This is a genomic window from Christiangramia aestuarii, assembly GCF_009735585.1.
GTDB lineage: Bacteria > Bacteroidota > Bacteroidia > Flavobacteriales > Flavobacteriaceae > Christiangramia > Christiangramia aestuarii.
The window spans coordinates 138,654-157,498 of sequence record NZ_VJVW01000005.1 but is presented as its reverse complement, the minus strand read 5'-3'; the positions used below and the strand labels follow the sequence as shown (position 1 = coordinate 157,498).

At 40.8% G+C, this 18,845-nt stretch carries 18 protein-coding genes; 9 read left to right on the top strand and 9 right to left on the bottom strand.

The annotated features are described in order from the left end of the window. Nucleotides 1–182: 182 nt before the first annotated feature. Nucleotides 183–1,244 (top strand): hypothetical protein, encoded by a 1,062-nt coding sequence (locus tag FLP08_RS13535; RefSeq protein WP_156277449.1) that lies wholly within the window; start codon nt 183–185, stop codon nt 1,242–1,244. Nucleotides 1,245–1,298: 54 nt separating this feature from the next. Here the strand turns inward: FLP08_RS13535 and FLP08_RS13530 are convergent, their stop codons facing one another. Beyond that, nucleotides 1,299–1,964, bottom strand: coding sequence for a hypothetical protein (locus FLP08_RS13530; RefSeq protein WP_156277447.1), 666 nt, complete (start codon nt 1,962–1,964; stop codon nt 1,299–1,301). 223 nt (nt 1,965–2,187) lie between these two features. On the opposite strand from FLP08_RS13530, the gene FLP08_RS13525 reads away from it, so the two are divergent. After that, nucleotides 2,188–3,774 carry a toxin-antitoxin system YwqK family antitoxin gene (locus tag FLP08_RS13525; protein ID WP_156277445.1) on the top strand — a complete coding sequence of 529 codons (1,587 nt, stop codon included), beginning with the start codon at nt 2,188–2,190 and terminating at the stop codon, nt 3,772–3,774. 48 nt (nt 3,775–3,822) lie between these two features. Here FLP08_RS13525 and lysA read toward each other — a convergent pair whose 3' ends face one another. Next, on the bottom strand, nt 3,823–5,058 hold the full coding sequence (gene lysA, locus FLP08_RS13520; RefSeq protein ID WP_156277443.1) for a diaminopimelate decarboxylase: 1,236 nt from the start codon (nt 5,056–5,058) through the stop codon (nt 3,823–3,825). 107 nt (nt 5,059–5,165) lie between these two features. Then, a complete protein-coding gene (locus FLP08_RS13515) occupies nt 5,166–6,341 on the bottom strand; it encodes an MFS transporter (protein WP_156277441.1) in 1,176 nt (391 codons plus the stop codon). Between the two features lie 226 nt (nt 6,342–6,567). Between FLP08_RS13515 and sucC the strand changes: the two genes are divergently transcribed. Together sucC and FLP08_RS13505 are read left to right on the top strand one after the other, a co-directional pair. After that, nucleotides 6,568–7,761, top strand: coding sequence for an ADP-forming succinate--CoA ligase subunit beta (gene sucC / locus FLP08_RS13510; RefSeq protein ID WP_156277439.1), 1,194 nt, complete (start codon nt 6,568–6,570; stop codon nt 7,759–7,761). A gap of 193 nt (nt 7,762–7,954) precedes the next feature. Next, complete coding sequence (locus FLP08_RS13505; protein WP_156277437.1) at nt 7,955–8,179, top strand: hypothetical protein; 225 nt, start codon at nt 7,955–7,957, stop codon at nt 8,177–8,179. Nucleotides 8,180–8,473: 294 nt separating this feature from the next. Here FLP08_RS13505 and FLP08_RS13500 read toward each other — a convergent pair whose 3' ends face one another. Then, nucleotides 8,474–9,274, bottom strand: coding sequence for an MBL fold metallo-hydrolase (locus FLP08_RS13500; RefSeq protein WP_341485021.1), 801 nt, complete (start codon nt 9,272–9,274; stop codon nt 8,474–8,476). A gap of 59 nt (nt 9,275–9,333) precedes the next feature. Beyond that, nucleotides 9,334–9,792 carry a GNAT family N-acetyltransferase gene (locus FLP08_RS13495; RefSeq protein ID WP_156277435.1) on the bottom strand — a complete coding sequence of 153 codons (459 nt, stop codon included), beginning with the start codon at nt 9,790–9,792 and terminating at the stop codon, nt 9,334–9,336. 107 nt (nt 9,793–9,899) lie between these two features. On the opposite strand from FLP08_RS13495, the gene treF reads away from it, so the two are divergent. From treF to FLP08_RS13480, 3 genes are all read left to right on the top strand, one after another. After that, nucleotides 9,900–11,519 carry an alpha,alpha-trehalase TreF gene (gene treF, locus FLP08_RS13490; RefSeq protein ID WP_156277433.1) on the top strand — a complete coding sequence of 540 codons (1,620 nt, stop codon included), beginning with the start codon at nt 9,900–9,902 and terminating at the stop codon, nt 11,517–11,519. A gap of 18 nt (nt 11,520–11,537) precedes the next feature. Next, nucleotides 11,538–12,044, top strand: a complete 507-nt coding sequence (locus FLP08_RS13485; RefSeq protein ID WP_156277431.1) for a YdeI/OmpD-associated family protein — start codon at nt 11,538–11,540, stop codon at nt 12,042–12,044. Nucleotides 12,045–12,153: 109 nt separating this feature from the next. Next, complete coding sequence (locus FLP08_RS13480) at nt 12,154–12,888, top strand: fibronectin type III domain-containing protein (protein WP_156277429.1); 735 nt, start codon at nt 12,154–12,156, stop codon at nt 12,886–12,888. A gap of 52 nt (nt 12,889–12,940) precedes the next feature. On the opposite strand, the gene FLP08_RS13475 is transcribed toward FLP08_RS13480, so the two are convergent. From FLP08_RS13475 to FLP08_RS13460, 4 genes are all read right to left on the bottom strand, one after another. After that, entirely contained in the window at nt 12,941–13,933 is a 993-nt protein-coding gene (locus FLP08_RS13475; RefSeq protein ID WP_156277428.1) for a formimidoylglutamase, read from the bottom strand. A 1-nt stretch (nt 13,934) separates the two neighbouring features. Then, nucleotides 13,935–15,170, bottom strand: a complete 1,236-nt coding sequence (gene hutI / locus FLP08_RS13470) for an imidazolonepropionase (RefSeq protein ID WP_156277426.1) — start codon at nt 15,168–15,170, stop codon at nt 13,935–13,937. A gap of 135 nt (nt 15,171–15,305) precedes the next feature. Further along, the gene (locus FLP08_RS13465) at nt 15,306–15,683 is read right to left on the bottom strand and encodes a PH domain-containing protein (protein ID WP_156277424.1); all 378 of its coding nucleotides are present in this window, start codon (nt 15,681–15,683) and stop codon (nt 15,306–15,308) included. A gap of 1 nt (nt 15,684) precedes the next feature. After that, nucleotides 15,685–16,731: an NAD(P)-dependent alcohol dehydrogenase gene (locus tag FLP08_RS13460; RefSeq protein WP_156277572.1), complete on the bottom strand. Its 1,047-nt coding sequence runs from the start codon at nt 16,729–16,731 to the stop codon at nt 15,685–15,687. 176 nt (nt 16,732–16,907) lie between these two features. Between FLP08_RS13460 and FLP08_RS13455 the strand changes: the two genes are divergently transcribed. Together FLP08_RS13455 and bshB1 are read left to right on the top strand one after the other, a co-directional pair. After that, a complete protein-coding gene (locus FLP08_RS13455; RefSeq protein WP_156277422.1) occupies nt 16,908–18,056 on the top strand; it encodes a trans-sulfuration enzyme family protein in 1,149 nt (382 codons plus the stop codon). A 19-nt stretch (nt 18,057–18,075) separates the two neighbouring features. Beyond that, on the top strand, nt 18,076–18,792 hold the full coding sequence (gene bshB1, locus FLP08_RS13450) for a bacillithiol biosynthesis deacetylase BshB1 (protein WP_156277420.1): 717 nt from the start codon (nt 18,076–18,078) through the stop codon (nt 18,790–18,792). Nucleotides 18,793–18,845: the final 53 nt, after the last annotated feature.

The window sequence follows — 18,845 nt, the reverse complement described above, 5'->3', positions numbered from 1 at the left end:
TTTCTCCAATTTGCTCTTAAGGTAATTATTAGGCAGGATAAATAATCTTAGTGTTTTATTAAAAATAATTAGGATTAAAATATTTCAAAACAATCATAATCAGATAATTACGTTAAATTTTTGTAAATTTATAATTAGTTTAAATCAAACAACTTCCCTACAAGTTTTCTAAAAATTCTATTATGAGACCATTTTTATTATTGGGTCTCTTTGTATCTATGGTTTTAGCAGGATGCTCAGGAGACGATGTTATCAATTCTCAAAAAGAGGATCAAAGTAAAATTGATCCAAATAGCCCGGCAGTTTTGACTGAGGATGGTTATGGAATTCATTTCCTTACCACGATTTCTAATTATTTTGCCAGAGATCTTGGCACTTTTGTATATAGAGGTGCATCCCTTAACGGTACCTGGGAGCATGAATATGATAATGATGACAGGTTGTTTAAGTCAACTTATTATGAAAATTATCCAAAAAGAATTCTCAAGGAGATAATTTATTCCAATTATTCTTCGGATAATCTGGAAATGGATATTAGAGTTAAGACTAACTACTACTCTTATTGGTTTACGACAACTTATAATCAGAATTTCAGACTTGTATTACATGGCGACTTCTCGGCAGACAGGCTGATTCGGGATCATGGTGATGGTCATTTAAGTTTTGATGAACTTACCCAAGATGGTTTCGTGACTAAAATGGGAGACTTTACCGGGAGCGGTTCAAAATTGTGGACCACTAATTATGAATATGATGAGGAGGGAAATGCAACTAAATATTATACAACTTACCACCAGTATTATATAGAAGATGCTTCTGTAGATTATAGCTATACTTCTTTTGGTGATCCGTATAGTTACTATTTTCATAATGAATTAGGAGCATTCAGTGAAGTTAAATATCATTATCGCCAAGATAAAACCCTTGAAAAACTAGAGGAAACTTTTGATTGGGGAGATGGAGACGCAGGAACTAAGCTTGTAATTTTTAATGAATCTGAAGCTTTGGAAAGTGAACTGATAAAATATGAAGATGGCTCAACCTTCAGTAAAGCTTTCGAAAGTGATATGATCATTGAAAAATATTACCGGCCGGGTGATATCCTGAGGAAAGTGATTAGGTATAGGGTAAGTGAAAACCATATCTGGTGTGAACAGGTTGAATATTACGATGAGGAAGGTAATTTAGAATATACTGAGTTCTATAACCAAAATGGAGATTTGGTAGAAACCATTTACGAATAAAACAAAAAAAGACAGCCAACTGGCTGTCTTTTTTAATTTTAAAGGCATAAGAATTTACTTTACATCAGTATTATCTTCGTTTTCCTCTACTTCAATATTTCCTACATATTCTACTTTTAATGCATCGTAGCCTCCGGAGCGAATACCTATAAGACCATATTTTTCCTGGCCCGGATTAATGATTTCTCCATTAAGGTTATACTCTTCTAATTCCTTTTTAAATTTCTTATTGGCTGAAGAAGCTCTTAATAGATTATAACCCGCCAGTCCAGGACCCAGGATGAGTCCAACAGGGAAAACACTTTCACTTGTGGTATACCCATTACGGGTTTCGGTTGTATAAATATTGGTAGGGGTAAGAGCAAGATAGAATAGATGATATGCTCCCTGTTGTTTTAGTTTGCTAAAAACTTTTTCCTGGGAAAGCAACATCACGCTTTTGCCATTTTCAAAACTGAGTTTAAAATCCCTGCCAAAAGTAAGCGGTTTGTCTGTATTGTTCTTAAGCCCTACGGCCACCAGTTTGATTCCGCTCTTTTTCTCTTTTTTAGCATATTTCTTTGGAAGAAGGTCATAACGATATTCCAGCGAGACTCCTTTTTCAGAAACATTTTGGGAATTGTAATCAAGGTTCTGGGGTTCGATCATTTTATAACCGGAGGCACAGCTCGTTAAATAGATCATTCCGAGTAAAGCTAAGGCTAGCTTATAAAACTTCATAGTAAATAGGTTTTGTTAAAAATTTTAACAAAAAAAGGAAAAACAAACGGTTAGTACTAAAAATAAATATTCTATTTTTAAAAATATTTCACAGGTGTTTTACTTTCAGGTAATTAGGTTTAGGGAAATGAGAAGTAAAGTGTCTATTTACTTTGTTTACGTTTTCGATCAATAATTTATACTAACCAGATGACCTCCCTACAGTCTTCGCAATTTTTATAAGATGAAAAGAAGATTGATTTTCTCCTGTTTAATTTCAATTATTTTATGTGCCTGTTCCAAAGATGATGATCCTAATCTGCAGGAGGAGCCACAAGGTACTCTTCAAGGTGTTTTTATTGATTCTCCTGTGTCTGGCCTTCGATATGAAACCGAAACACATTCGGGATATACCGACGAGAATGGAAAGTTTGATTATGAAGAGGGTGAGACGGTCACTTTCTTTGTAGGTGATATTAAACTGGGTAGTGCGCCGGCAGCTGAAGAAATTTCACCAATTTCAATTGCTTCAACCTTAGATGCTGATATAAATACCTTAGAGGTTCAAAACATAGCTGCCTTTTTACAAAGCCTGGATGAGGATGGGAACCCCGAAAATGGAATTCAAATTTCCCAGGAAGTGTCAAATGCAATTTCAGGAACAGAAATCGATTTTACTCAGCCACTAATTCAGATAATGGGTGAGATTATTCTCGAGTTGTTTCAGACTACAGGGATAAGCCTGAAGGCAGCATATCCGCAGGAGGCGGCGACACATCTTGCCGGTAGTCTGGGGTTAAATTTTGAGCCGGTTCCATCTTTCGCTTTTAATTTCTTACCAACTTTTACAAATTATTTTGGCAAAGATAATAACAGCTATGTCTACAAAGGAAGTTCGCTGGCATTAAATTGGATCCATGAATTTAATGATGAAGGAGTTTTGATAGGATCTACTGCTTACGAGAAATATCCAGACAGAGTTTTATTTAAATATAAGTTTTACAATTATGATAATTCATTATTAAAAGTTGACCTGGAAATTATCCGTTATAATTATAATAGCTACAGTGATCCATCCAGACAGTTTTTTACCATAAATTATAACGAAGAATTTATCATCCAGGAAGTAATTCCCCAGGAACTGACCTGGAACACTACAGTGTTTAAAGAACTAAATGATTCCAAATGGATAATTCGAGCTGAAGCTTACAATAGAGATGGCGATTTTAAGTATGAGGATAAATTTGATTATGATCAGGATGGAAACCTTCTCAATTTAACCAGAATCACCCCAAATGGAGATCAAATTTTTAGTGCAGACTATACCTATACTGCTTTTGGAGATCTTGAAACCTATAAGTATACTAATGCCGATGGTTTCAGAAATAGAATATACAACTATAGGGAAAACAAAACCTTAGAAAAATTTGAAAGTACCTTTTCTGGAGGTACAGATCAAATGGAATTTAATGAAGACGAGGGCTATCAGAATTGGACTTCCTGGTACGATGATGGCGAAACCATTATTTACACTTATGGAGAGGAAAAGGTGGAAATGGATTATTACAATGATGTTCTATATTACGTCTATTATTACAGGTTTGAGGAGGGATTTGGATATAGCGGGTACCCATATAAATGGGAGTGGTTTGAAGACGGAATTTTAAGGGAAAGATATACCCTAGATGAAAATTATAATCAGAAATCCTACGAGTATTTTTATGATAATGGAAATCTGGAATACAAGGATGTATATGACGAGGAGGGAAACTGGATTTATAGGGAATATTATGATGAAGATGGAAATCTTACAAACACCGAATATCAATAGAATAAAAAAGCAGCCATTTGGCTGCTTTTTTATTTATTTCAACTTAACTTATTTCCTTTCTGCCAGTTCTTTTGGGGCAGAGTCAAAATTTACTTCCACCTGGTGCCTGGTAAGATCTTCAAATGTTTCTCTTTCTCTTATCAAATGAGCTTTTCCATTATACCATAAAACTTCAGCAGGGCGATACCTGGAGTTAAAATTGCTGGCCATAGAGAAACAATAAGCCCCGGCATTGCTGAAACTAAGAATATCTCCTTCCCTTATCTCTGAGATCCTGCGGTTGTTACCGAAGGTATCGGTTTCACAGATATATCCTACCACGCTGTAAAACCTTGGTTTTGCCGTGGGATTGGAAATATTGCTGATCTCATGGTGAGACCCGTAAAACATGGGGCGAATCAAATGATTGAATCCCGTATCTATCCCGGCAAAAACGGTGGAGGTGGTTTGTTTGATCACGTTCACCCTGGCCAGGAACTTGCCAGATTCGCTTACCAGGTATTTACCCGGTTCGAAAGCAAGTGTAAGCTGCCTGCCGTATTCTTTACAGAAATTATTAAATCTTTCAGTTAACTGAGCACCCAGGTCTTCGATATCGGTTTCTATATCTCCTTCGCGGTATGGTACTTTAAATCCGCTGCCAAAATCTATGAATTCAAGTTCCTTAAAATGACGGGCAGCTTCAAAGAGAATTTCAGAAGCGTGAAGAAAAACACCAATATCCAGGATATCACTACCGGTGTGCATATGAATTCCGTTAATATGCATTCCCGTATTTTCAACTATTCTCAACAGGTGAGGCATCTGGTGAATACTAATCCCAAACTTCGAATCTATATGCCCAACAGAGATCTTTGAATTTCCACCGGCCATCACATGGGGATTTATACGGATGCAAACCGGGATCTCGGGATGCCTGCTACCAAATTGTTCCAGGATAGAGAGATTATCAATATTGATCTGGGCTCCCAGTTTTACTACCTCTTCAATTTCCTCCAGGGATACCCCATTAGGAGTGTAAATGATCTTTTCTGGAGCTACTCCCGCCTTTAGGCCAAGCTTTACTTCCTGTACAGAAACAGTGTCAAGTCCGCATCCAAGAGAATTCAGAAGCTTCAGAATAGATATATTAGAGAGGGCTTTAACGGCGTAGTGTATCCTAAGATCGTCAACCTTAAATGCGTTGGTAAGTCGTTTATATTGTGAGATGATCTTTTCCGCATCGTAGACATAGACCGGGCTTCCAAATTCTTCAGCAACCGAAAGTAGTTCCTTATTTGTCATTTCTAGTTTTAAATTTAGAGCAAAAATATATTTCTCAGCCTTTGTTAAATAAGGCATGTATCAAATATAACCGATTTATGTTATTTGTTAATTCTGAAAATTGAAAATTATGAACTGCTCATTTCCAGTTCCGGGCTGGCCTGTTTTCTAATATAAATAACGCCTATCCCGATAAGTATCCCGATCCCGGCCATGGCTGCTCCTACGTATTGGGCAGAAACTATTCCATGTCCATAAGCGATGGGAAGCCCTGCGAGGTAAGCTCCGCTGGCATTACCCATATTAAAGGCGCTCTGGTTAAGTGAGGAGCCCAGCATTTCAGACCCCCTGGCAGAATTGATGACCGCCATTTGTATAGGCGTGGCGATACAAAAAGCGATCACCGGGATAATAAAGGTCATCACTAAGACACCAATCTGATCATAAGCCAGGAAGGTATTGCTCAGTAAGGCAGTAACCATAAGGATCAGTGCTATAATTACCGCGTTTATAGGGCTAAACCACTCTGCCAGCTTTGCACCCAGAAAGTTTCCTGCCACCATCCCCAGACCGGCCAGGATCATGGCGTAGCTAACTATCTCCTCATTATGCCCGGCAACTTTTGTGATCAATGGGGCGATATAGCTGTACCAGGCAAAGAATCCGCCGGTTCCTATAGTAGTTAATAAGATGACCATCCATAGTTCAGGTTTTTTTAAGACCTGAAGGTCTTTTTTAAAACCATTAGATTCTGATGCTGGCAGATCGGGCATCCAGAATTTGATACTTAGCACAGCAAGCACCCCAACGATGCCCACCGCCAGGAAAGCTACTCCCCATTCAAAATTCTGTCCGAGCCAGGTTCCAAGAGGCACACCGATTACGTTAGCCACCGTTAACCCCGTGAACATCATAGCAATGGCCTGGGCATCCTTGCCGGGTTTCGCGAGCTTGCCTGCCACTACCGCGCCTATTCCGAAAAATGCTCCATGGGGCAGGCCAGAGAGGAACCTCGAGATCAATAACAGGCTATAGGAATTTGAAAAAGCGGAAAGGGTATTGAAAACGGTGAACCAGAGCATCAAGGCCAGAAGCACTTTTTGTGCCGGCCATTTATTTCCGAAAGCGGTTAGAAGTGGAGCACCTACAACAACACCTAGAGCATAGGCCGAGATAAAGTGACCTGCCCTGGGAATTGAAATATTCAGTGCTTCAGAAACTTCGGGTAGAATTCCCATTATCACGAATTCCGTCATTCCAATTCCAAATCCACCAATTGCCAGTGCCAGTAATGCCTTTTTCATCGCTCAAAAATTAAACGCACAATTTACAAGAGATCAATCTTTTACGGTAGGATTTAAGATTTTTTAACCGATAACCTTTTCGTTAGAATTCCTTAATGAAGAAAGGTCTCGATAGTATTGGATTCACCTGAGATGCCAAGCGTTAAGAAGCTCAAAAAAGATTGGTACAATAGTATGTATTTGTTACTTTTGCCTTCCATAATTAATACAGAAGAAATAGCTGATTATGAATATACACGAATATCAAGGAAAAGAGATTTTAAGCAGCTTCGGCGTTCGCATTCAGCGAGGGACGGTAGCAAGAAACGCTAAAGAAGCAGTAGATGCTGCGAAAGAACTAACCGAGCAAACCGGAACCGGGTGGCATGTGATCAAAGCACAGGTACACGCCGGAGGCCGTGGAAAAGGTGGTGGTGTTAAACTTGCAAAGAACCTTAAGGAAGTAGAAGAAATCGCAGGAGAGATCATCGGGATGAACCTGGTAACTCCGCAAACTTCTGCTGAAGGAAAGAAAGTACACCAGGTACTTGTTGCTGAAGATGTATACTATCCTGGAGATAGCGAGCCTGAAGAATACTATATGTCTGTTCTTCTTAATCGTGCTACTGGTCGTAACATGATCATGTATTCTACCGAAGGAGGTATGGATATCGAAACTGTTGCTGAAGAAACTCCAGACCTTATATTCACAGAAGAGATAGATCCTGCAACTGGACTTCTAGGTTTCCAGGCTCGTAGAATCGCGTTTAACCTTGGACTAAGCGGAACGGCATTTAAAGAAATGACCAAATTCGTGATGGCTCTTTACGAAGCTTTCGAAAAATCTGATTCTTCTTTATTCGAGATCAACCCGGTATTGAAAACAAGTGATGATAAGATCCTTGCTGTAGATGCCAAGGTGACCTTAGATGATAACGCGTTGTTCCGTCATAAGGACTATGCCGAAATGAGAGATATTCGAGAGGAGAACCCAACCGAAGTAGAGGCTAGAGAAGTTGGTCTTAACTATGTAGACCTTGATGGAAATGTAGGATGTATGGTAAATGGTGCTGGTCTTGCTATGGCTACCATGGACCTTATCAAGCAGGCAGGTGGTGAACCAGCGAACTTCCTTGATGTTGGAGGTACAGCCGATGCAAAAAGGGTAGAAGAAGCTTTCAGACTTATTCTTAAGGATGATAAAGTTGAAGCCATCCTGGTAAATATCTTTGGAGGTATTGTTCGTTGTGACCGTGTGGCGCAGGGGATCGTTGATGCCTCTAAGAATATGGGAGATGCGATGAACGTGCCAATTATTGTTCGTCTGCAAGGAACAAATGCAGATATCGCCAAGGAACTAATAGACAATAGCGGACTTAAAGTATATAGTGCGATCCAGTTCCAGGAAGCAGCAGATAAAGTTCAGGAAGTACTTTCATAGTTTTCCCTTAAAGCTTTAATAATTATAATTGAAAGCCCCGTGCGATGCACGGGGCTTTTTTTATTACTGTTACTGGGAACGTATTAGTATTGACTCTTCTAATTATTTATAAATCAAAATGTTAAAATGTAAATTAAAGTGTAACGAAGACTTTTTAAGCTCGTCTTTTAAATAGAACAACTAAGTAAATATTATGAAAAAGGTCCAGGTTTTACTCCTATTGGTCATTTTGGGTGCTATTGCGGGAAAAGTAAATTATGCACCTGCCCAGCAGGCAGATATCGCAGCCCTTTCTACAGAGACTAATCTGGAACATGTTCAACAGTTTTTCAAGTATAAAGTGAATCACATACAGTCTAATAAAGTATATAGAGTAAGAAGTTGCAGTATTGAGACGGCGGTTTGTTGCCACACCTGATTTCGAAGCCATCAGGCATAATCTAATGATAGAATTTTATCTAGGTTTAAATTTCACAATTCTTAAAAATTCATAAAACTTACTGATAACTAATTAATTATATCAATTAAATTTTGTTAAATGTAAAATGTATCTTTATATTTAAGTAAGTTTAATTAAGGATATTAAAGTCGTCTTCTCTTTATGTTCGTATGTGTTGAAATACTACTGTTAAATTTGAATTAGCCAAAATAAAATTTACAAACAAATTCACGCACACATATAGGGAAGATGGCTTTTTTAATTTAAGGGAAGTTATTTTTCAGGATACCAATCCATTAATTGGACTTCAATCGAATTGTCACCCCCATTCACCAGGCTTTTGAATTTCTCTACATCTGCAAGCCCGTTCTTACCACGATAGTGATATGGTATCACCTTTTTAGGTTTAAATGCCAACACTCCTTCCGCAGCTCTTTCTACCGGCATGGTGTAAGGCAGGTTCATCGGTATTAAGGCCACATCTATATTCTCCAGCTTTCTCATTTCAGGAATATCTTCAGTGTCTCCGGCGATATATAATCTTTCTCCGTTCTTTTCCAACACATATCCATTCCCACGTCCTTTCACGTGCATTGCATCATTAGACTGAGGTAGATTATACATTGGAATGGCTCTAATATTAAAACCAGAATGCTGAAGGGTTTCCCCATTATTCATTACTACAAGTTTATCCTGCAGTTCTTCAGGAAGTTCTTCCTGAACGGCCTTAGGCACTATGATCTTAGATTTGTCTGTTTGTACCGCCATTAAGGTTTCGGCGTTCATATGGTCCCCGTGAATATCTGTCACCAGAATGAAATCTGGTTTTTTTTGAGATTTAAAGGCTTCTGCGCCCCCAATAGGGTCTAGATAGAAGACAGCGTCTCCCCATTTCACCACCGCAGTTGCGTGAGAGATCGGGATGATCTCTATATTGGTAGCTTCAGATTTATTGATTTCTTCTTTCGTATTTTCAGCTAATTGAGGTTCTGCATTCTCCCCAGACTTTTTTTCGTTCTTACATGCTGTGAAAATAAGCACCACGGCGACAAGCGTAATCAGTCTTTTCATCATCTATATTTTACTTAAATGTAAAAAACCTTAAAGGCAGAAACCTTGCAATTAGTAAAGTTTTAGGAAAGGTTTAATTCCATTTTAATATCTCCCCTGGAGTAAGGCCCGTTTTCCTCGATCGGGATTTCTACGAAGCCCGATTTCTTATATAGGTGTATGGCATTTTCTAGTTTCCTGTTAGAATATATGATCAATTTTTCCCAGCCTTTTTTTCTTGAATATTCCAGGGTATGCTCCAGCAGTTTCTGGCCTATTTTCTTTCCGCGGAAGGCCGGCTTAACAGCCATCTTGGTAAGTTCAAAAGTGCCTTCCTCTATTTTCATTAGGGCTACACAACCAACTATCTCTTCTTCAAGTTCCACGAAAAAGATCATGCCGCCAGGTTCTATGATATGTTTTTTAGGATTTCCCAGTACCTCCCGGTCATGTGGTTCAACCCAAAAGAACTCTTCCAGCCAGTAAAGGTTCATTTCTTCAAAATCTTTGGCATACTTATCTTTCCAGGAAATTATTTGCATTAGAAAACGATTTTTGAAAAGTAAATGTAGCAGAAATTTGAAAATCATGGAATAGAGGACTCCTTTTCAATTTCCTGTATATTTATAAAGAATTAAAACTCCGGTATATGAGATCAGAAATTTTAAGCAAATTCAGTTACCTGTTAATCGTACTTTTCTTTATTTCCTGCAAGATCGGGCCAGACCCGGAGCAGGAGATCGAGCAGTTGGAAAAAGAAATTGAAATTCTCCCGCCAGATGAGCTGTACGGCGATCTTTTTTATGATGTTCAAACCAAGGAGATATTCGAGGATAGTAAAACCTTTGTAGACGTGGTCCCGCAATACAACGTAGGTCTCATCAGGCAGCGCTATAATATGCTGGACGATACGACCAGGGCCGTGGTTTCAGATTTTGTTGAACAACACTTTAATATGCCCGGGAACGATTTTGAATTTGAAAAGGATTCCTCAGATATTAATACTCATATTACCAAACTGTGGCAGGTATTAAAGAGACCTTCCGATGACCGGATTTCAGGGACTTTGATTCCTCTTCCGGAACCCTACATAGTTCCGGGTGGAAGGTTCAGGGAGATCTATTACTGGGACAGTTATTTCACCATGCTGGGCCTTGCTGAAGATGGTGAGCTAAAGACCATTGAAAACATGGTAAATAATTTCGCATTCCTGATTAATGAGTACGGCTTTATTCCTAACGGAAATCGTACCTATTACCTGGGCAGGTCACAACCTCCGTTTTTTGCCATGATGGTCAAGGTGCTTGCTGAAGCAAAAAATCAGAAAGTGCTGGCCGAATACCTGCCGGAACTGGAAAAGGAATACAATTTCTGGATGGACGGGGCTAAAGGCCTGGAGGATCAGGCCTATCGCAGGGTGGTTAGAATGCCCAATGGTGAGATCCTGAACCGCTACTGGGACGATAATGCCACTCCAAGGCCTGAAAGTTACCGCGAAGATATTGAGACTGCAGAAGCAGCCGTTTCCGCTAATCCTGAATTAACAAAAGAGGAGGTGTATCGTGACCTACGGGCCGGGGCAGAGTCTGGCTGGGATTTTTCCAGCAGGTGGTTGGAAAAGAATGAGCAGGGAAGATTTGACCTGGCAAGCATTCACACTACCCAGATCGTTCCGGTAGACCTAAATTCCCTGATGTATAACCTGGAAATGACCATAGCCCGTGCGGCAGGAATGGCCGGAGATTCAGAAAAATCAGAAAAATTCAGAAAACTTGCTGAAGACAGAAAACAAGCGGTCCTAAAATATCATTGGAATGAGAAGGAAGGCTTTTTTATGGATTACAATTTTGAAAGCTCTGAGCAAACCGACAGGTTTTCCCTGGCCGGGGTATACCCATTATTTTTTGAGATCGCAAACCAGCAGCAGGCTCAACAGGTATCAGCAAAGATCGAAAGCATTTTCCTAAAGCCGGGAGGCCTGGTTACCTCTCCTTATGATACCGGCCAGCAATGGGACGCTCCGAATGGCTGGGCTCCTTTGCAGTGGCTGGCATATAAAGGTTTAAAGAACTACGGTCTGGAAGATCTGGCAAATGAGGTGAAAAAGCGCTGGCTGAGTTTGAACAGGCAGGTATATGAAAGCACCTATAAAATGCTGGAAAAATATAATGTGGAAGACCTGAGTAAGAAAAGTGGCGGGGGCGAATATCCCACACAGGATGGATTTGGATGGACCAACGGGGTCTACCAGAAATTATCAGCCGATTAAATCATTGCCTTTTGAAAAATGAAATCTAAACAGCCAAGCAAAGGAACTCCGCTGGCAGATTCAGAATACCTGTTAGAGAAATTTCCCGGGAAGGGAGGCTGGACCTATGCTAAGATCCCTGAAATAAGCCAGGATAAGAACAATCCTTTTGGCTGGGTGCTGGTTAAGGGAAATATTGATGATTTTCAAATTAGAAATTTCAAGTTGATGCCCATGGGAGAGGGAAAGGTTTTTTTACCGGTTAAAACCGAGATCAGGAAAAAGATCGGGAAGCAGGCCGGAGATTATGTCAGGATCACCCTTTACCCTGATGATACTAACATTGAGATTCCAGAGGAGATTATCGATTGTTTTAAGGATGAACCGGAAGAAATAAAAAGGAAATTCATATCCCTTTCCGAAGGTCAGAAAAAGGCCTATCTGGATTGGATTTACGAGGCTAAAACCGATGATACCAAGGCGACAAGGATCCTGGAGATGATGGAAAAACTTCGGAGGAACCTGGGTTTTTATGACAAAACCTGATTGCTCATTTATTGCTCAATAAATTGAAATACAAGATTTTACCCTTCTCTGGGTATTGAACTGCTTTAAGTAGCTTTTTATTATTACTTCTAATTATAAAAACTTAATTATGAAGTTAAAAAGCTATTTATTTCTATTAACTGCCTGTCTTTTGCTTAGCTGCAGCGACGACGAGCAGGAGCAAATTGAGGAGCAGCAGGTTCAATTGCCTGAGGTTGTTACAGAAACCAATTCCAGTGAGGCAGTAGTTACGTTAACATCTATTGAAATTAAAGGTTCTATAGTAAAAACTGAAGATCCTTTGCAATCCTATGGTGTGGTTTGGTCTAATGATCCAGATCCTACAATAAATGACAATATTATTGAAGTCGATGTGGAAGCTCAAAATCTTCTGAAAACTCAGCAATCTGCAAATTCCAATTTAGAGTTCAGCGTTGTTGTAGACGATCTCGACCCCGGAAAAAACTATTATTTCAGAATATATGCGCAGAATGAGGCAGGGACAGCCTATGGGGAAGAATTAGCTATAGAGACTTTATCACTTGCTGGTACCAAATGGGACTTTCATTTTGTGCACTCTAACTCCCAGACAAGTGGGGTACAGGTGGAATGGGATGCAGTAGTGGAATTTTATGAAGATGGTACCGCCTTCTATACAGAACCCGCTTCCGGGGATATGTATGATTTTAATGGATTTTATAGTCTGGATGGAAATACTTTGACCTATAATCTAACGGGTGATCCAGAAAATACTGCCTATATTTTAAATGGTACAATTGAAAAGGATTCCATAACTGGAACCTTTTGGGAAGGCGAAGAAAATTTCACAGCTCAGAAACAATAAATGAAGTATCCGGGCCTCAGAAATTAATTTTAGCTTGGGACCCGGAGCTTTTTTAAGACAGAAAATCACTTATAAAATAGCTTAATGCCTTGGCCACCTGTGGAGCATTAGTTTCATCTGGTGCCGCTTCACAGATATGGAAATAGCAGCAGTCATCATTTTTTGATACTTTCCTGATAAAACTTCTTACCTGTTCTATATTAAATCCTGAAGGCGATTTTGCACTGCTGGGGAAATTGGCGATCGCATCGCAGTCCAGCTCAAAACCAAATTTTGAAGCGCCAATATTTTCCAGTTCTTTTGAGAAGGTATGAGATAAATCGCCGGGAGATTCCAGAAGTTCTTCCACCAACCTGTACTGAAGGTTCTCAGTAGCATCCATTTCTTTAAATATATATTCAGGGGTGTAATTCTTATGCAGCCCAAAAACACAATATTTATTTAGAAATCCGCCTTCTATGGCATAACTAAAACCATTCCCGCTGTGACGATGCTCCAGTTGCCTCAGGTCTGTATGGGCATCGATGTTCATTGCATTTATTGGGGTTTTAAGTGCTTTAGCAGCGCCCTTTATATTTCCGTACGCATTGTTATGTCCACCTCCTATGATCACCGGGACCTTACCAAGGGAAATGATCGCTTCCACCAGATCTGCGACCAGTAGGTCTAATTTTTTAACCAGGTCCCCAAGTTTTGGGAAATAATTGGGATCTGATTCATCCATCCAGGATGCTTTTTCCATTAGCTCCTCACAATCTAACTGACCAAGTAGGATAAGGTTTTCCGGATCGTTGAACCGGTTAACCTGAATATTAACCAGGGCATTTATAAGGCTTTCCCAGGCGCGGGAGGTTCCAGCTTTTCCATGGTTTGCGCGTACCCCGATATCCTCGGGAATACCAAAAATAACGTACTTCGCCGGATGGCTTGCCAGTTCATCAAAATTATCGATAAGCTGGATCTTTTCTCCAAATTTGGTCTCTCCCTTGCGTTTGGAGATCAGTTTCTCGAAATGCGACTTTTTATAAAGTTTTAGACCTTTCATCCTAAATTGCTTTTCCGTTGATATATACAGATTCTATAGAATTGGTTCCAAAAGCATAAGGAAGGTAGGTATAGGATGGGATCTTTTTTGTAAGGATAAAATTAGCCTTTTTCCCTTTTGTGATACTACCATGGGTTTCGCTCAGTTCCATAGCAAAGGCACCGTTTATGGTGGCGGCATTAATAGCCTCTTCCGGAGTCATCTTCATTTTGATGCAAGCAAGAGAGACCACCAGGTTCATATTTCCGCTGGGAGTGCTACCCGGGTTAAAATCTGTTGCCAGGGCTAATGGTAATCCTGCCTTAAGGATCTCCCTTGCCGGAGTATAAGGGATGCTCAAAAATAAGGAGCAGGAGGGAAGTGCTACAGGCATAGTTTCAGATCCTTTAAGGACCTCGATATCCTCATCTTCCATCACCTCCAGATGATCTACACTAAGGGCCTGATGTTCAACCCCAGCTTTTACCCCTCCAATAGCATTGAACTGATTCACGTGGATTTTGGGCTTGAGGCCATATTCTTTGGCCGCGCTCAAAAGCCTGTTGGTATCATCCACACTGAAATATCCTTTTTCGCAAAATATGTCGATATACTCGGCTAGTTTTTGTTCAGCAACCTTAGGTAATATTTCTTTTATAACCAGGTCCATATAGGCATCTGGTTTTTCCTTGTATTCTTTTGGAATGGCATGGGCACCTAAAAAGGTCGATTTCACCGGCAGATCATAATTTTCCCTTAGCTTTTTGATCACCCGGAGCATCTTTAATTCTGCTTCTTCGGTAAGACCGTAACCAGACTTGATCTCTACGGCCCCAGTACCTAATTGCATTACTTCTTCCAGGCGTTTGGCCGACTGTTCGTATACTTCATCTTCAGGGGTTTTCTGAAGTGTTTTGGCACTATTCAGGATTCCGCCACCGCGGTTGGCGATCTCCTCATAACTTAATCCGTTAATACGGTCTGCGAATTCAAGTTCCCGGTTACCCGCATAAACTATATGAGTATGAGAGTCGCACCAGGTTGGCAAAACGATCTTTCCCGTGGCATCTAGCTTTTCGTCTGCATCTAATTCAGGCAACTGATCCATAGGGCCAAAATCTGCGATCTTATCATTTTCAATAAGTAGCCAGGCGTTCTTAATTGAGGGCAGTTCCTTCATTTCGGCTCCAGAAACCTTAAGGATATTAGGTTCCCTTACCTGAAGTAATTCTTTGATATTGGTTAGTAGTAATTTCATTTTTTTGTGTTCAGTAATCGTTCAACAATTGCTAAAAAACAAAGATAAAAACTCGGGGAGGATATCTTCCTTTAAGACAAAATAATAAAAGCCATCAATTTGGAATTGATGGCCTTTGTTATATTATCGGTCTTTCTATAAGGTGAATTCTGCCAGCAGTTTCTGAACCTCGTAAATGTCAACCTTTTTGTTGAAGCGCTTGGAGATAGATGGATTCTGCTCCCCGGAGATCCAGATCTTTAATTCGGCATCCAGGTCGAAACTACCCGCCGTCTCTACGCTGAACCTGGTGATACTCTTGTAGAGTACAGAAAAATACTCCACCTTGTTACCGGTTAGACCCTGTACATCTATCAGGATCAGGCGTTTGTTGGTGAAGATGAAGGTGTCTCGAATTATCTTGAAGCCAGCTTCGATCTCTTCCGAAGGGATGAGCAGTTTACCATATTTCTCCTGAAGCTTTTCTGTTTCTATCGCTCCGGCATTTCCTAAAATAGAAGAGAGTATGCTCATATTAATTCTTTATAGATTTCATATCGATCACGAATCTGTATTTCACGTCAGAGTTCACTACGCGCTCGTAGGCCTCGTTGATGTTCTGCATGTCGATCATTTCGATATCTGAAACTATATCGTGCTCTCCACAAAAATCGAGCATTTCCTGGGTTTCCTTAATTCCTCCAATAAGAGAACCGGCAAGTCTTTTTCTGCCCATTACAAGTCCGCCGCCATGAACATCCACTTCATCGATCGCACCAACAAGGGTCATGGTCGCATCTCTCTTTAGCAGAGCAATATAAGGGTTAGTGTCGTGGCCTACAGGTACAGTATTCAGAATAAAATCGAAACTGCCCTGGTGCTTTTTCATTTGATCTTCATCTTTTGAAATTAGGACTTCATCTGCACCAAGTCTTTTGGCGTCTTCGGCCTTTGAAGGGGAAGTGGTGATCATCACCGTATGCGCTCCCAGGGCATGGGCAAATTTTATTCCCATATGGCCCAGGCCTCCAAGCCCAACAACACCAACTTTATCGCCTTTTTTTACATTCCATTGTCTAAGTGGCGACCAGGTGGTGATTCCGGCACACAACAGGGGTGCAACCGCAGCCGTATCAAGGTTCTCAGGTACTTTCAGTACGAATTTTTCCCTTACCACGACCATTTCTGAATATCCGCCGAAGGTATGTCCGCCCAGGTGTTTATCCTGCCCATTATAAGTGGCTACCATTCCATTTTCGCAATACTGCTCCAGGTCTTCCTTACAGGCATCACATTCCTGGCAGGAATCTACCATACAGCCCACGCCAACAAGGTCACCTTTCTTAAAGTTTTTAACTTCATCTCCAACCTCTACCACGTGACCAATGATCTCGTGACCCGGTACAACCGGATATTTACTGTTTCCCCAGTCATTTCTTACCTGGTGGATATCACTGTGACAAACTCCACAGTAGTCGATCTCTATCTTAACGTCATTGGGGAGAATGTCTCTCCTGTCAATGTTCATCGCTTCCAGGTCGGCGTCGCTCGCCTTGGCTCCGTATGCATTTACTTTCTTCATCATTTCAAATTTTATTAGTTTTAAAGTTACCGAAAATGAAGACACTCACAGTGACCGGGTGGAAGGTTTAACTTTAATTAACGTCTGTCTGAAAGCATATCTTCAGCGGGGGCCGGCGGGAATGACTTTAGCAGAATTCTTAGTACATTAGGGCTCAATTTTCTTAAAAACAGTTTATGAGCAAAAACATAGGGATCAATACCATTTGCACCCATACGGGAGAACTAGAAGATAAAGAATTCAAAGGAGCGGTTTCGCCATTGTATATGGCCACTTCTTATGCTTTTGAAGGTGTTGAGACCAAAAGATATCCAAGGTATTTTAATACGCCTAACCAGGTAGCACTTGCAAAAAAGATGGCCGCGCTCGAGCATGGCGAGGCTTCCCTGATCTTCGGGAGCGGGATGGCCGCGGTAAGTACCTCCCTGTTGGCATTTCTAAAAGCCGGTGACCACGTGGTTTTCCAGGATTCGTTATATGGCGGAACCAGCAACTTGGCTACCGAAGAATTTGAAAAGTTCGGCATTGAATACAGCTTTGCCAAAGATGCCAAAGCAGATTCTCTTAAAGCTGAAATAAAGGAAAATACTAAGGTGATCTATATCGAAACGCCTTCCAATCCATTGCTGAAGATCACAGACCTCGAGGCGGTGGCTAGCCTGGCCAGGGAACATAGACTGGTAAGTATGATAGATAATACCTTTGCCTCCCCGGTAAACCAGAACCCGATAGATTTTGGTATCGATGTGGTGATACATTCAGCCACCAAATATATGGGAGGGCATAGTGATATACTTGCCGGTACGGTGATTTCTTCTGAAGATAAGATCGAGAGGATCTTCCATATGGCCAAGAATTTTGGAGGAAGCCTGAGCGATTACACCGTTTGGCTTCTGGAGCGAAGTATCAAGACTATGGGCATAAGGGTAAAAGCGCAGAATGAGAATGCATTTAAACTTGCTGAATTTCTTACTGCTCACGATGCTGTTGCCAGGGTATATTATCCGGGCCTAAAAGATCATCCAGATCACGAGCTAGCCAAAAAGCAAATGTCTGGCTTCGGCGGAATGCTCTCATTCGAGCTTGAAGAATCTATCAACGTCTCGGCTTTTATGGAAAACCTGGAGCTTATAAAACCTTCTATGAGCCTGGCAGGAGTTGAAAGTACGATCCTTCTGCCTTCAAAAACCTCACATGGTTTGCTAAGCGAGGAGGAAAGGGCTAAACAGGGCATCAAGGAAAATCTTCTGAGGTTTTCTGTCGGAATCGAAGAGACCGAAGATCTTATTCATGACCTGTCCCAGGCAATTGAAAAAAGTAAATAATAAATCTGAAAATAACATTATGAAACTAGATATACTGGCCGTGGGCTCGCATCCCGATGACGTGGAACTTAGTTGTGCCGGGACCATCGCAAAAGAAGTAGACCGCGGTAAGAAAGTGGGTATCCTGGACCTTACCAGGGGAGAGCTGGGAACCAGGGGTACAGCCGAGATCAGGGACAAGGAAGCTACAGCGGCTGCCGAGATCCTTGGGGTTAAAATGAGGCATAACCTGGAATTCAGCGATGGTTTCTTTGAAAACAATACTGCGCATCAATTGGAAATCATCAAGGTGCTTAGAAAATACCGGCCAGAGATCGTCTTGTGCAACGCGGTCGAAGATAGACATATAGATCATGGTAAGGGAGCGAAATTGGTGAGCGATGCCTGTTTTTTAAGTGGTTTACGAAAAATAGAGACCATTCTCGACGGAAACAAACAGGCCGCCTGGAGACCAAAGCATGTGTATCACTACATACAGTGGAAAAATCTGAAACCGGATTTTGTGGTAGATATTTCCGGTTATATGGATAAAAAATTAGAATCGGTCATGGCTTACAGATCTCAGTTTTATAGCGAGAAAAATAATGAGCCGAATACCCCGATTTCGAGCAGTAACTTCCTGGATAGCATTACTTATCGTGCTCAGGATATGGGAAGGTTGATCTCTACAGATCATGCTGAAGGCTTTACTGCAGAGCGTCATGTGGCAGTAGATTCCATATTCGATCTTATTTAATTGAATTTTTTTCTTTGCCAGATTGTACAAATAACTTACATTTGCAACCGCTA

Bases quoted from the DNA above. Each gene is read 5' to 3' on its own strand.
- FLP08_RS13535 (WP_156277449.1), top strand. From the start codon at position 183: ATGAGACCATTTTTATTATTGGGTCTCTTTGTATCTATGGTTTTAGCA.
- FLP08_RS13530 (WP_156277447.1), bottom strand. From the start codon at position 1,964: ATGAAGTTTTATAAGCTAGCCTTAGCTTTACTCGGAATGATCTATTTA.
- FLP08_RS13525 (WP_156277445.1), top strand. From the start codon at position 2,188: ATGAAAAGAAGATTGATTTTCTCCTGTTTAATTTCAATTATTTTATGT.
- lysA (WP_156277443.1), bottom strand. From the start codon at position 5,058: ATGACAAATAAGGAACTACTTTCGGTTGCTGAAGAATTTGGAAGCCCG.
- FLP08_RS13515 (WP_156277441.1), bottom strand. From the start codon at position 6,341: ATGAAAAAGGCATTACTGGCACTGGCAATTGGTGGATTTGGAATTGGA.
- sucC (WP_156277439.1), top strand. From the start codon at position 6,568: ATGAATATACACGAATATCAAGGAAAAGAGATTTTAAGCAGCTTCGGC.
- FLP08_RS13505 (WP_156277437.1), top strand. From the start codon at position 7,955: ATGAAAAAGGTCCAGGTTTTACTCCTATTGGTCATTTTGGGTGCTATT.
- FLP08_RS13500 (WP_341485021.1), bottom strand. From the start codon at position 9,274: ATGATGAAAAGACTGATTACGCTTGTCGCCGTGGTGCTTATTTTCACA.
- FLP08_RS13495 (WP_156277435.1), bottom strand. From the start codon at position 9,792: ATGCAAATAATTTCCTGGAAAGATAAGTATGCCAAAGATTTTGAAGAA.
- treF (WP_156277433.1), top strand. From the start codon at position 9,900: ATGAGATCAGAAATTTTAAGCAAATTCAGTTACCTGTTAATCGTACTT.
- FLP08_RS13485 (WP_156277431.1), top strand. From the start codon at position 11,538: ATGAAATCTAAACAGCCAAGCAAAGGAACTCCGCTGGCAGATTCAGAA.
- FLP08_RS13480 (WP_156277429.1), top strand. From the start codon at position 12,154: ATGAAGTTAAAAAGCTATTTATTTCTATTAACTGCCTGTCTTTTGCTT.
- FLP08_RS13475 (WP_156277428.1), bottom strand. From the start codon at position 13,933: ATGAAAGGTCTAAAACTTTATAAAAAGTCGCATTTCGAGAAACTGATC.
- hutI (WP_156277426.1), bottom strand. From the start codon at position 15,170: ATGAAATTACTACTAACCAATATCAAAGAATTACTTCAGGTAAGGGAA.
- FLP08_RS13465 (WP_156277424.1), bottom strand. From the start codon at position 15,683: ATGAGCATACTCTCTTCTATTTTAGGAAATGCCGGAGCGATAGAAACA.
- FLP08_RS13460 (WP_156277572.1), bottom strand. From the start codon at position 16,731: ATGAAGAAAGTAAATGCATACGGAGCCAAGGCGAGCGACGCCGACCTG.
- FLP08_RS13455 (WP_156277422.1), top strand. From the start codon at position 16,908: ATGAGCAAAAACATAGGGATCAATACCATTTGCACCCATACGGGAGAA.
- bshB1 (WP_156277420.1), top strand. From the start codon at position 18,076: ATGAAACTAGATATACTGGCCGTGGGCTCGCATCCCGATGACGTGGAA.